This window comes from Pantoea sp. X-Soil-ISGK-355 (genome assembly GCF_059730805.1).
Genome location: NZ_AP035971.1, coordinates 491088 through 504131 on the forward strand (window position 1 = coordinate 491088; position 13044 = coordinate 504131).

Genomic DNA, 13044 nt, shown 5'->3' on the forward strand with positions numbered 1-13044 from the left:
AAGCCGGTGTGACGGGAAGGTTAATGCGTTGCAGGCAAGGTTATGACCTTTTTACCGGTACGCCGGCAGTGGCATGCTCGCTGGCACTCCAGGAACAGAAAAATGAAAAAGATATCCCGGCTTTCGTTAGCCATTATGATTGAACTGGGTCTCACGGCCTCTCTCATTTCTGCCGGTGCCGTGGCTGCTGAAGCCACCCGCGAACCCGCTATCGACAGCAGCACCTCCGATACCCTCCACGACGACACCATGACGGTCACCGCCGCTGAGCAGACGCTGCAGGCCCCTGGCGTGTCAACGATTACCGCCGACGAAATCAAAAAACATCCGCCTGCGCGCGACGTCGCCGAAATCATCCGCACCATGCCCGGTGTCAATCTGACCGGTAACTCCACCAGCGGCCAGCGCGGTAATAACCGTCAGATCGATATCCGTGGTATGGGGCCGGAAAATACCCTGATCCTGATCGATGGCCTGCCGGTGACCAGCCGCAATGCGGTGCGGCTTGGCTGGCGTGGCGAGCGCGACACACGCGGCGACACGAACTGGGTACCGCCAGAGATCATTGACCGCATTGACGTCATCCGGGGTCCGGCAGCGGCCCGCTACGGCAATGGTGCGGCGGGTGGTGTGGTTAATATCATCACCAGGAAAGAGATGGATAATCAGTGGCACGGCTCGTGGAGCGCCTATTACAACGTGCCGCAACACAAGGAGGAGGGCGCGACGCGGCGTACTAACTTCAGTCTTGAAGGACCGCTGGGCGATGATGTCAGTTTCCGGCTCTATGGCGGTCTGGCAAAAACGCAGGCTGATGCTTACGATATCAATGAAGGGCACGCCGCAGACCGCACCGGCAGTTACGCGGGATCCTACCCGGCGGGCCGCGAAGGTTCAGTCAATAAAGATATTCATGGCCTGCTGCGCTGGGCGTTTGCACCAATGCAGGCGCTGGAAGTGGGGGCCGGTTACAGCCGTCAGGGCAACCTCTATGCTGGCGACACCCAGAACACCAATACCAACGCGCTTGTGAAAAGCAAATATGGTGACGAAACCAACCGGCTCTATCGGCAGAACTTTTCAGTTAAGTGGACCGGCGCCTGGGATAATGGCATCAGCACCAACACCTATGCGCAGTATGAAAACACCCGCAACTCGCGTCTGAATGAAGGGCTGGCGGGCGGCACTGAAGGGATCTTTTCCAACAGCAATTTCAACACTATCCAGCTGGATGATGTGTTGCTGCACAGCGAGATCAGCGTGCCCTTTGAGTGGCTGGTGAATCAGACTGCAACTTTTGGCACGGAATGGAATCAGCAGCGGATGAAGGATCCTTCCTCGACGACGCAGGCCGCCAGCTACGGTTCGATTCCGGGTATCGCCACCACCGGACGCTCTCCCTATTCGCAGGCGGAGATCTTCTCACTGTTTGCGGAAGACAATATTGAGCTGACTGACAGCACCATGCTGACGCCCGGCCTGCGCTTCGATCACCATTCGATTGTCGGCGATAACTGGAGCCCGTCGCTCAACCTCTCACAGGGATTAGGCGATGAGTTCACTCTGAAAATGGGCATTGCGCGCGCTTATAAAGCGCCGAGCCTCTACCAGACTAACCCGAACTATCTGCTTTACAGCAATGGCCAGGGCTGCGCGGCCAGTGCCGGTGCCTGTTATCTGATGGGTAATGATGACCTGAAAGCGGAAAACAGCATCAATAAAGAGATTGGACTGGAATGGAAGCGCGACGGCTATCAGGCGGGTCTGACCTGGTTCCGCAACGACTACCGGAACAAGATTGAGGCAGGCACGGCTCCCACCGGCACGGCGTCTAACGGCAAAACCGACATCTATAAATGGGAAAATGTGCCCAAAGCGGTGGTTGAGGGGCTCGAAGGTACGGTTAACGTCCCGTTCTCCGACAGCCTGACGTGGAACAACAACTTCACGTATATGCTGCAGAGCAAAAATAAAGAGACCGGCGATCGCCTGTCAATTATACCGGCATATACGCTCAATTCGACGCTGAGCTGGCAGGCGATGCAGGATCTCTCTCTCCAGACAACCCTGACCTGGTACGGTAAACAGGTGCCGAAGAAGTATGACTATAAAGGTAACGCCGTCACCGGCAGCGCGACCGATCAGGTCAGTCCCTATTCGGTGGTGGGGATGAGCGGCACCTATGACGTTAATAAATATGCCAGTGTCACCGTGGGTATCGACAACCTTTTCGACAAGCGTCATTTCCGTCAGGGCAATGCGCAGACTACCGGCAATGCCACCACCGGCGCTTACCTCTACGGCGCAGGAGCCAATACCTTTAACGAATCGGGCCGCACATTTTATATGAGTGTGAACACCCGCTTCTGATCGGTTCAGCCATAAAAAACGCAGCAGGTTGATCGCCTGCTGCGTTTTTATTTCTGCTTAATCAGTTGTTCTGATTGATATCGCGGTAGAGTCGGCTTTCAAAACGCACCAGTGGAATACGGCGGGTACGTTGATCTTCCGGCGGCACTGCATAACCGGAAAGGAACTGAACAAATGCCACTCTTGCACCGCTGGAAGTGGTAATAAAGCCCGCCAGATTATAGACGCCCTGCAGTGAACCGGTTTTCGCCGAGACCTTGCCATCCAGTCCCGCCTCATGCAGCCCGCCACGATACTGTAGCGTGCCGTCGTAACCCGCCAGGGGCAACATCGAAATATAATCCAGCGTGTTGTCATTCTTCGCAATGAACTGCAACACCTGCATCATGGTTTGCGGCGAAATCAGATCGTGGCGCGACAGACCGGAACCATCAACCTGAATGCTGTTACCCATATCGACATTGGCTTTGGCTTTCAGGATACGGCGGACAGCATCCTGCCCGGCACGGAAGGTACCGGGCACGTTGAAGTAGTGATGACCAATGGTGCGGAAGACCGTGTCGGCTATCATGTTGTCTGACTTCTTCAGCATGGTGTGCAGCAGCGTGTGCAGCGGCGCAGACTGGGTCGATGCCAGTACGGTACCTGGCTCCGTGACCTGCGTCTGGCGCACCAGATGGCCACTGTAGTCAATCTCTGACGAGCGCAGCTCTGCCTTAAGGATTTCACCTGCCCAGGCCGCGCCATCCTGCACCGCAAAGGCCAGCGGCAGCGGTTCGGCACGCTGGCGCATACAGCCTGTCAGGGTGTAACGGTTCAGCTCACCTGGAACCACATCCAGTTCGCAATATTGCCCTTCACCGCTGTTACGGCCGATGGTGCGGACCTGGCTGTACATATGCGCCGGATAATAGGAGGCGATGCGCACAAACGCATTTTCACCTGGCGTATTGGCACTGTAGAGCGACACCGAGAAGCAGTTTTTATCCACAATCGCGGCACCCGGCGGGGCGCTGAAGCACTGGGTCATATCGTTCCACGGCCAGCCCGGTGCCATGTCGTGACTGGCAAAAACCGAGGTGTCGATAACCAGGTTGCCTTTGATATGGTTAATGCCCTGCTTCTTTATTGCCGCGACCATGTTGCGCAGATCCTGACGGCTTAAAGTTGGATCACCGCCGAAACGTGCGACTAAGTCGCCGTTCAGGGTGCCATCTATAATGGCACCCCGGGTCTCAAACGTGGTCTGAAAACGGAAGTCGCCACCCAGTTCCAGTAATGCCGCCAGCGCCGTCACCACTTTCATGGTACTGGCGGGCAGGGCCATCTGTTTGCCGTGGTAATCAATGATCGGTGTTGATGCACCCACTTTCTGAACCATCAGCGCCAGATTGGCGCCATCTGGCAGGTACTGCATGTATTCATCAACTGGCGCTGCGTGTGCCTGCAGCATAAATGCGCAGCTTAATCCGGTAACAAGTCGTGAAAATCGCATAATCTCGCGGTAACTGGCAGGTGAGGGCGTCAATACTACGTCGCTGGACGGTGCAAAGTAAACGATGACCCGCAGGGAACTCTGGGGTAAAATACGTATCAAATTGCAAAACTCTTTTCTGGCCTGGAAGCATCTCCGGGTCAGGATTCTTTTATTTGCAAAAACGGGCTAATGCGCCGCAGAGCGCTTTTTTCTGCGGTCACCGGTCAGGATGACATCGTTAAACAGGAAAGAGGGCGAGGAGCTTAAATGAATCAGATTCCGATGACGTTAAGAGGCGCTGAAAGATTGCGCGAAGAGCTGAACGAGCTGAAAACCGTGAAGCGCCCGCGCATTATCGCCTCTATCGCTGACGCACGCGAACATGGCGATTTAAAAGAGAACGCGGAATATCACGCTGCGCGTGAAGAGCAGGGCTTTTGTGAAGGCCGTATTCAGGAGATTGAAGCCAAACTCTCCAATGCGCAGGTTATCGATGTTACGCAGATGCCTAAAACCGGCCGCGTGATCTTCGGCGCAACGGTGACCGTGCTGAACGTCGAGACCGACGAAGAAGCCACGTATCGCATCGTGGGCGATGACGAAGCAGACTTTAAGCAAAATCTGATTTCAGTCAATTCGCCAATGGCGCGTGGTCTGGTGGGTAAAGAGGCCGATGATGTGGCTATCGTAAAAACCCCGGGCGGCGACGTTGAATATGAGATTCTGAAGGTGGAATACCTTTAAGATGTTGCTACGCTTTGAAAAGCGCTGAAGCACAATGTAAAGAAAGGAAAAAGGCCGCATTGCGGCCTTTTATCTGAGGTAAGAGCATGTCACTTTCTTTGCCCACTTAGCGTGGCAGAGAAATTTTGCTCTCTTTAGAGGGGCGATACAGCACCAGCGTTTTGCCGATCACCTGTACGTTGCTGGCACCGGTCTCACGCACGATAGCCTCGACGATCAGCTGTTTCGTTTCACGATCTTCAGAGGCGATTTTTACCTTAATCAGTTCGTGATGCGACAGAGCCTGCTCGATTTCGGCCAGCACGCCTTCAGTCAGGCCATTGCCACCCAGCATAACAACTGGCTTGAGCGGATGGGCGAGGCCCTTGAGGTGCTGTTTTTGTTTGGTACTTAGATTCATCGTAGTTTTTTACTTACTCAGGGATTGAAAACGGTTCATTCTACCGCCATCTCGGGTATATCACCAAATCGACGCAACCCATTGCGTGCAGGTTTATCGCTACGATGACGATTTAACTGGAATTATTATGACGGGTAAAAAGCGTTCGGCCAGCTCCAGCCGCTGGCTTCAGGAACACTTTAGCGATAAATATGTGCTTCAGGCGCAGAAAAAAGGGTTGCGTTCGCGCGCCTGGTTTAAACTTGATGAAATACAACAGGGTGACAAGCTTTTCAAACCCGGCATGACCGTGGTAGATCTGGGTGCTGCACCTGGTGGCTGGTCGCAATATGTGGTTCAGCAAATCGGGAATAAAGGGCGCATCATTGCCTGTGATATCCTGCCAATGGATCCGATAGTCGGTGTCGATTTCCTTCAGGGCGATTTTCGTGAAGAATCGGTGATCAATGCGCTGCTTGAGCGCGTTGGCGATCAGAAAGTCCAGGTTGTCATGTCCGATATGGCGCCGAATATGAGTGGTACACCTGCCGTAGATATTCCCCGGTCGATGTATTTAGTAGAACTGGCGCTGGAGATGTGTCGGGATATCCTGGCACCTGGCGGCAGTTTTGTAGTGAAAGTGTTTCAGGGAGATGGCTTCGATGAATACCTGCGGGAAATTCGCTCCCTGTTTACGAAAGTGAAAATTCGTAAGCCGGACGCTTCACGTTCACGTTCACGTGAAGTGTACATTGTGGCGACTGGGCGCAAACTATAACCAAATTGCTGGAGACGTCCGCAGCTTTGCTGCGATTCCATGTATGCAGGATCTATAGTACCCTACGCTATCTGTTAACACCGATGTAATATGAGGTTAATCCCTTGAGTGACATGGCGAAAAACCTGATTCTCTGGTTAGTCATCGCGGTCGTGCTGATGTCAGTATTCCAGAGCTTTGGGCCCAGCGAGTCAAATGGCCGTCGGGTTGATTATTCAACCTTCCTGTCGGAAGTGAACCAGGATCAGGTCCGCGAGGCACGTATTAACGGGCGTGAAATTAACGTCATTAAAAAAGACAGCAATAAATACACGACCTACATTCCTGTCAACGATCCCAAGTTGCTTGATAACCTCTTGACCAAAAACGTCAAAGTGGTTGGCGAACCGCCGGAAGAGCCAAGCCTGCTGGCTTCCATCTTCATTTCGTGGTTCCCGATGCTGCTGCTGATCGGTGTGTGGATCTTCTTTATGCGTCAGATGCAGGGCGGCGGCGGTAAGGGCGCGATGTCCTTCGGCAAAAGCAAAGCCCGCATGTTGACGGAGGACCAGATTAAAACCACTTTCGCCGATGTAGCAGGTTGTGACGAAGCGAAAGATGAGGTGGCTGAGCTGGTGGAATATCTGCGCGAGCCGAGCCGTTTCCAGAAGCTGGGCGGTAAAATTCCAAAAGGCGTTCTGATGGTGGGCCCGCCGGGTACCGGTAAAACCCTGCTGGCAAAAGCGATTGCCGGTGAAGCCAAGGTGCCTTTCTTCACTATCTCCGGTTCTGACTTTGTGGAAATGTTTGTCGGTGTCGGTGCATCCCGTGTGCGCGACATGTTCGAACAGGCCAAGAAAGCCGCTCCGTGCATCATCTTTATCGATGAGATCGATGCTGTGGGTCGTCAGCGTGGTGCCGGTTTAGGCGGTGGTCATGATGAACGTGAGCAGACGCTGAACCAGATGCTGGTTGAGATGGATGGTTTCGAAGGTAACGAAGGTATTATCGTTATCGCCGCGACTAACCGTCCTGACGTACTGGACCCTGCGCTGCTGCGTCCAGGCCGCTTTGACCGTCAGGTTGTGGTCGGTCTGCCAGACGTACGTGGTCGTGAGCAGATCCTGAAAGTGCATATGCGTCGTGTGCCACTGGCAACCGACATTGATGCCGCAATCATTGCACGTGGTACGCCAGGCTTCTCAGGTGCCGATCTGGCCAACCTGGTGAACGAAGCCGCGCTGTTCGCCGCTCGTTCAAACAAGCGCGTGGTGTCGATGGTTGAGTTCGAGAAAGCGAAAGACAAAATTATGATGGGTGCGGAACGTCGCTCCATGGTGATGACGGAAGCGCAGAAAGAGTCAACGGCTTACCACGAAGCGGGCCACGCCATTATTGGCCGCCTGGTGCCAGAGCATGATCCGGTGCATAAAGTTACGATTATCCCGCGCGGCCGTGCGCTGGGTGTGACCTTCTTCCTGCCTGAAGGCGACGCGATTAGCGCCAGCCGTCAGAAACTGGAAAGCCAGATCTCAACGCTGTACGGTGGTCGTCTGGCAGAAGAGATCATCTACGGTGTGGAACATGTTTCTACCGGTGCGTCCAACGACATTAAAGTCGCGACTAATCTGGCACGTAATATGGTGACGCAGTGGGGCTTCTCTGAAAAACTGGGTCCGTTGCTGTATGCAGAAGAAGAGGGTGAAGTATTCCTTGGACGTTCTGTCGCGAAAGCGAAACATATGTCTGATGAAACAGCCCGCATCATTGACCAGGAAGTTAAACACCTGATCGACAGCAACTACCAGCGTGCCCGCCGCATTCTGGGTGAGAACATGGACATCCTTCACGCCATGAAAGACGCGCTGATGAAGTATGAAACCATTGATGCACCGCAGATCGACGACCTGATGGCACGCCGCGAAGTGCGTCCGCCAGCGGGCTGGGAAGATCCAGGCAGCAACTCAGACAGCAACGGTACGCCAAAAGCGCCACGTCCGGTTGATGAACCGCGTACGCCGAACCCAGGCAATACCATGTCAGAGCAGTACAACAAATAAGACGCATCATTGTCAGACAAAACCCCGGCTGGTCCGGGGTTTTTTACATCCAGATATTGATCAGCAAGGAGTTTTCACCATGAAGTTGTTTGCCCGTGATTCCCATCTCGATTTATCTTTTCCTCATGTGATGGGCATTCTGAATGTCACGCCGGACTCTTTTTCAGATGGTGGTAAACATAACGCGCTGGTCGATGCGCTGACGCATACCAATGAGATGGTCAACGCAGGCGCAACCATTATCGATGTCGGCGGTGAATCAACCCGTCCTGGCGCAGATGAAGTGAGTGTGGAGGAGGAGCTGGAGCGGGTCATTCCGGTAATCGATGCCATTGCCCAGCGTTTCGAAGTGTGGATTTCAGTAGACACCTCTAAAGCCGACGTAATCAGGGAAGCCGCACGAGTGGGTGCTCACATCATTAACGATGTCCGCTCACTCTCTGAGCCGGGTGCGCTGGAAGCCGCAGCGGCTACCGGACTTCCTGTCTGTTTAATGCATATGCAGGGCGAACCGCGCACCATGCAGCAGGCACCGGTTTACGAAAACATCTTAAGCGAAGTGGACACTTACTTCGCTCAGCAGATTGCGCGCTGCGAAGCGGCGGGAATTAAAAAAGAGCAGCTGATACTCGACCCGGGCTTCGGTTTCGGTAAAAATCTCAGCCACAATTATGAACTGCTGGCTCATCTCAGCGATTTTCACCACTTTGGTCTGCCGCTGCTGGTGGGGATGTCGCGTAAATCGATGATTGGCCAGTTGTTAAATGTTGGCCCGTCACAGCGTTTAACCGGCAGCCTGAGCTGCGCGGTGATTGCTGCCATGCAGGGCGCGCAGATTATTCGCGCGCATGATGTAAAAGAGACGGCCGAAGCGATGCGCGTGGTCGAAGCGACCCGAAGAGCAAAAGGAGCATCATGAGTAATCGTAAATATTTCGGTACAGATGGCATTCGCGGCAAAGTCGGTGAAACACCTATCACGCCTGATTTCGTCCTGAAGCTGGGCTGGGCCGCGGGTAAAGTACTGGCGCGTCACGGTTCGAAAAAGATCATTATCGGCAAAGATACCCGTATCTCGGGCTATATGCTGGAGTCTGCGCTGGAAGCAGGCCTCGCCGCCGCGGGCCTGACCGCTGCGTTTACCGGTCCGATGCCGACCCCCGCCATCGCCTATCTGACCCGTACCTTCCGCGCAGAGGCGGGCATCGTTATTTCAGCGTCGCACAATCCGTTTGACGATAACGGCATTAAATTCTTCTCGTCCGAAGGCACCAAACTGCCTGATGACGTGGAAGAAGCGATTGAGCTGGAGATGGAAAAGCCGATTACCTGTGTTGAATCAGCCCAGTTAGGCCGCGCCAGCCGCATTGTTGATGCAGCGGGGCGTTACATTGAGTTCTGTAAGGGGACTTTCCCCAGTGAACTCAATCTGAATGGCCTGAAAATTGTGGTCGACTGTGCCAATGGTGCGACTTACCACATTGCGCCGAATGTCCTGCGCGAGCTGGGCGCAACCGTCATCGCAATCGGTGTCCAGCCAGACGGCATGAACATCAACAAAGAGTGCGGTGCCACCGATCTTAAACTGCTGCAGCAGCGCGTACTGGCGGAGAAGGCCGATATTGGTCTGGCCTACGACGGCGATGGCGACCGCATCATGATGATTGACCATCTGGGCGACAAAGTAGATGGCGACCAGATCCTCTACATCATTGCACGTGAAGCGCTGCGTCAGGGACAGTTACGCGGCGGTGTAGTGGGTACGCTGATGAGCAACATGGGCCTGGAATTAGCGCTGAAACAGCTCGGCATTCCGTTCACCCGTGCCAAAGTCGGTGACCGTTATGTGCTGGAGAAGATGCAGGAGAAGGGCTGGCGTCTCGGCGCGGAGAATTCCGGTCATGTGATCCTGCTGGATAAAACCACCACTGGCGACGGTATCGTTGCAAGTTTGCAAGTACTCACTGCGATGGTACGCAACCACATGAGCCTGCACGATCTCTGCAGTGGCATGAAGATGTTGCCACAGGTTCTGGTCAACGTGCGCTTCGCGGGCGAGCATGACCCGCTGCAAAGCGACGCCGTGAAAACTGTCACCGCCGACGTTGAAAAAGCGCTGGCGGGTCGCGGACGCGTTCTGTTGCGTAAGTCAGGCACTGAGCCACTGATTCGAGTGATGGTCGAAGGCGAAAATGAGGCGCAGGTCACCGAACTGGCTAATCGCATTGCCGAACAGGTCAAGGCGGTTTAAACGTCTTAAAGGCGGTTCTCAGAATGCTGAACCGCCTGTAAAATCACCGGGATGGCGCTTTTTTCTTCAATCAGTTTGCGTAAGAGAAATTGCACTTGCAGAGATATGCGCCTTTAGTTAGTATTCACACCCGCTTCTGATGGGTGATGACGAGACACCCCATCAATACTGGTTGAAGCTTTAACTGTACGATTATCGTGCAAGGAACAGGTTGAATATGTACGAAGCTCTTTTAGTTGTTTTCCTTATTGTAGCTATCGCCCTCGTGGGTATGATCATGCTGCAGCAAGGCAAAGGCGCTGATATGGGAGCCTCATTCGGTGCAGGCGCATCCGGTACGGTGTTTGGTTCTTCGGGTTCAGGTAATTTCATGACCCGTACTACTGGCATCCTAGCGGCACTGTTCTTCATCATCAGCCTGGTTCTGGGAAATCTGAACAGCAATAAAGCCTCGAAAGGAAGTGAGTGGGAAAATCTTTCTGCGCCGGCGCAGTCTTCTCAACAGACTGAAAAGCCAGCTCAACCGGTTACACCGGGCAGCGATATTCCTAAGTAAGATCGTCAGCACAACGAATCGTTGTGGTCAGTGCAGTGCCGTGGTGGTGGAATTGGTAGACACGCTACCTTGAGGTGGTAGTGCCCGATTGGGCTTACGGGTTCAAGTCCCGTCCTCGGTACCAAATCGTAGTATCACTTGCATTTTATGCAGGTCTGGCGTATTATTCGCCACGTTTTCGGACGCGGGGTGGAGCAGCCTGGTAGCTCGTCGGGCTCATAACCCGAAGGTCGTCGGTTCAAATCCGGCCCCCGCAACCACTTTCCCTTTGAGTTCTTTTTCAAATATACTGTATGCATCGACGGACGCATTCACGGCTATTTTTTGAAAGAAAATTCTTTGGATGGAGTCCGGGCCGCGTTGCGGCATACAGGGTCCAGTGACTAAAAGCCCCGAATATTCGGGGTTTTTTGTTATTAGCGAATCGTAATACTGGGCTATAGGCCCTTTTTTTATGTCTTGGGGGTGGGCTTGTCCACATTAGAGCAAAAATTGACAGAGTTGGTATCGGCTCCCGTAGAAGCGCTGGGTTACGAACTGGTTGGAATTGAATTCGTTCGTAGTCGCACATCTATCCTGCGCATCTATATTGATAGTGAAGATGGCATCAATGTCGATGATTGCGCCGATGTCAGCCACCAGGTAAGTGCGGTAATGGATGTTGAAGATCCGATTACTGTACCTTACAACCTTGAAGTCTCTTCACCGGGACTCGATCGTCCTCTGTTCACCGCAGAACACTACACCCGTTTTATGGGTGAAGAAGTGAGTCTGGTGTTGCGTATGGCCGTTCAGAACCGCCGTAAATGGCAGGGAACCATCAAGTCAGTTGATGGCGAGATGATCACGGTGCACGTTGAGGGTAGCGATGAAGTGTTCGCGCTGAGTAATATTCAGAAAGCGAACCTGGTCCCCCACTTTTAAAAGTCCGGATTGAGGCTAACCAGGATGAACAAAGAGATCTTAGCTGTTGTAGAAGCCGTTTCTAACGAAAAAGCCCTGCCGCGTGAGAAAATCTTCGAAGCGCTGGAGAGCGCGCTGGCGACTGCGACCAAGAAAAAGTACGAGCAGGAAATTGAAGTACGCGTCAGCATTGATCGCCGCAGTGGCGATTTCGATACTTTCCGCCGCTGGGAAATCGTAGAAGAGGTGACACAGCCGACGCGCGAGATCACGCTGGATGCGGCCCGCTTCGAAGATGAAGCATTCAATCTGGGCGAATATGTCGAAGATCAGATTGAATCGGTCACCTTTGACCGTATCACTACCCAGACCGCTAAGCAGGTTATCGTGCAAAAAGTGCGCGAAGCTGAGCGCGCGATGGTGGTTGATCAGTTCCGTGAGCAGGAAGGCGAAATCATCACCGGTGTGGTGAAGAAAGTTAACCGCGACAACATTTCCCTCGACTTAGGCAGCAATGCCGAAGCGGTCATTCTGCGCGAAGATATGCTACCGCGTGAAAACTTCCGTCCAGGCGACCGTATTCGTGGCGTACTCTACTCTGTACGTCCGGAAGCGCGTGGCGCGCAGCTGTTTGTGACGCGTTCCAAACCGGAAATGCTGATTGAACTGTTCCGCATTGAGGTGCCAGAAATTGGCGAAGAACTGATTGAAATTAAAGCCGCTGCCCGTGATCCGGGTTCCCGCGCTAAAATTGCAGTCAAAACCAACGACAAACGTATCGATCCGGTGGGTGCCTGTGTGGGCATGCGCGGCGCGCGTGTTCAGGCGGTTTCCAGTGAACTGGGCGGCGAGCGTATCGATATCGTGCTGTGGGACGATAACCCGGCGCAGTTTGTTATTAACGCCATGGCTCCGGCCGATGTGGCATCAATCGTGGTTGATGAAGATAATCACACCATGGATATCGCCGTAGAAGCTGGCAATCTGGCTCAGGCGATCGGCCGTAACGGCCAAAACGTGCGTCTCGCTTCGCAGCTGAGTGGCTGGGAGCTGAACGTGATGACCGTCGATGATCTGCAGGCTAAGCATCAGGCTGAAGCGCATGCAGCGATCGATATGTTCACTAAACATCTCGACATCGACGAAGAGTTCGCCACCGTACTGGTGGAAGAGGGCTTCTCCTCGCTGGAAGAGCTGGCATACGTGCCAATCAACGAGCTGCTGGAAGTCGACGGCCTCGACGAAGAGACCATTGAAGCCCTGCGTGAACGAGCAAAAAATGCGTTAACCACCCTGGCACTGGCGAAAGAAGAAAGTCTTGGAAATCAGGAGCCCGCTGCGGATCTTCTGAATCTTGAAGGCCTCGATCGTGCGCTGGCGTTCCGCCTGGCGTCAAAAGGCGTTTGCACGCTGGAAGATCTCGCTGAGCAAGGTGTTGACGATCTGACGGATATTGAAGGCATGTCTGATGAACAGGCCGGCGCGCTGATTATGGCCGCACGTAATATCTGCTGGTTCGGCGATGACGCGTAATAACAGGAAGGAACA

The 13044-nt window shown here is 53.7% G+C and carries 11 protein-coding genes and 2 tRNA genes; 11 read left to right on the plus strand and 2 right to left on the minus strand.

The genetic code is table 11. The features are described from left to right. The first annotated feature begins 102 nt into the window (after window positions 1–102). Window positions 103–2370 (plus strand): TonB-dependent siderophore receptor, encoded by a 2268-nt coding sequence (locus AC6I8J_RS02180; RefSeq protein WP_497825037.1) that lies wholly within the window; start codon window positions 103–105, stop codon window positions 2368–2370. 61 nt (window positions 2371–2431) lie between these two features. On the opposite strand, the gene dacB is transcribed toward AC6I8J_RS02180, so the two are convergent. Then, window positions 2432–3865, minus strand: a complete 1434-nt coding sequence (gene dacB, locus AC6I8J_RS02185; RefSeq protein ID WP_010251813.1) for a serine-type D-Ala-D-Ala carboxypeptidase — start codon at window positions 3863–3865, stop codon at window positions 2432–2434. Window positions 3866–4114: 249 nt separating this feature from the next. On the opposite strand from dacB, the gene greA reads away from it, so the two are divergent. Continuing rightward, window positions 4115–4591 carry a transcription elongation factor GreA gene (gene greA, locus AC6I8J_RS02190; RefSeq protein ID WP_010251811.1) on the plus strand — a complete coding sequence of 159 codons (477 nt, stop codon included), beginning with the start codon at window positions 4115–4117 and terminating at the stop codon, window positions 4589–4591. 106 nt (window positions 4592–4697) lie between these two features. Here the strand turns inward: greA and yhbY are convergent, their stop codons facing one another. Further along, on the minus strand, window positions 4698–4991 hold the full coding sequence (gene yhbY / locus AC6I8J_RS02195) for a ribosome assembly RNA-binding protein YhbY (RefSeq protein WP_010251809.1): 294 nt from the start codon (window positions 4989–4991) through the stop codon (window positions 4698–4700). A 127-nt stretch (window positions 4992–5118) separates the two neighbouring features. Between yhbY and rlmE the strand changes: the two genes are divergently transcribed. The 9 genes from rlmE (at window position 5119) to nusA (ending at window position 13029) form a co-directional block, all read left to right on the plus strand. Further along, window positions 5119–5748, plus strand: coding sequence for a 23S rRNA (uridine(2552)-2'-O)-methyltransferase RlmE (rlmE, locus tag AC6I8J_RS02200; RefSeq protein ID WP_013359905.1), 630 nt, complete (start codon window positions 5119–5121; stop codon window positions 5746–5748). A gap of 113 nt (window positions 5749–5861) precedes the next feature. Further along, window positions 5862–7787: an ATP-dependent zinc metalloprotease FtsH gene (ftsH, locus tag AC6I8J_RS02205; RefSeq protein ID WP_161731836.1), complete on the plus strand. Its 1926-nt coding sequence runs from the start codon at window positions 5862–5864 to the stop codon at window positions 7785–7787. A gap of 79 nt (window positions 7788–7866) precedes the next feature. After that, window positions 7867–8706, plus strand: a complete 840-nt coding sequence (gene folP / locus AC6I8J_RS02210) for a dihydropteroate synthase (RefSeq protein WP_033731317.1) — start codon at window positions 7867–7869, stop codon at window positions 8704–8706. Next, entirely contained in the window at window positions 8703–10037 is a 1335-nt protein-coding gene (gene glmM, locus AC6I8J_RS02215) for a phosphoglucosamine mutase (protein WP_497825038.1), read from the plus strand. Before folP ends, glmM begins: the two co-directional genes overlap by 4 nt. Before the next feature lie 217 nt (window positions 10038–10254). Next, window positions 10255–10593 carry a preprotein translocase subunit SecG gene (gene secG / locus AC6I8J_RS02220; RefSeq protein WP_003851074.1) on the plus strand — a complete coding sequence of 113 codons (339 nt, stop codon included), beginning with the start codon at window positions 10255–10257 and terminating at the stop codon, window positions 10591–10593. Between the two features lie 37 nt (window positions 10594–10630). Further along, window positions 10631–10717 (plus strand) — tRNA-Leu (locus tag AC6I8J_RS02225). Between the two features lie 59 nt (window positions 10718–10776). Further along, a tRNA-Met gene (locus tag AC6I8J_RS02230) sits at window positions 10777–10853 on the plus strand. Window positions 10854–11064: 211 nt separating this feature from the next. Continuing rightward, complete coding sequence (rimP, locus tag AC6I8J_RS02235) at window positions 11065–11517, plus strand: ribosome maturation factor RimP (protein WP_010251795.1); 453 nt, start codon at window positions 11065–11067, stop codon at window positions 11515–11517. 24 nt (window positions 11518–11541) lie between these two features. Then, window positions 11542–13029, plus strand: a complete 1488-nt coding sequence (gene nusA / locus AC6I8J_RS02240; RefSeq protein WP_061061455.1) for a transcription termination factor NusA — start codon at window positions 11542–11544, stop codon at window positions 13027–13029. Window positions 13030–13044 lie beyond the last annotated feature (15 nt).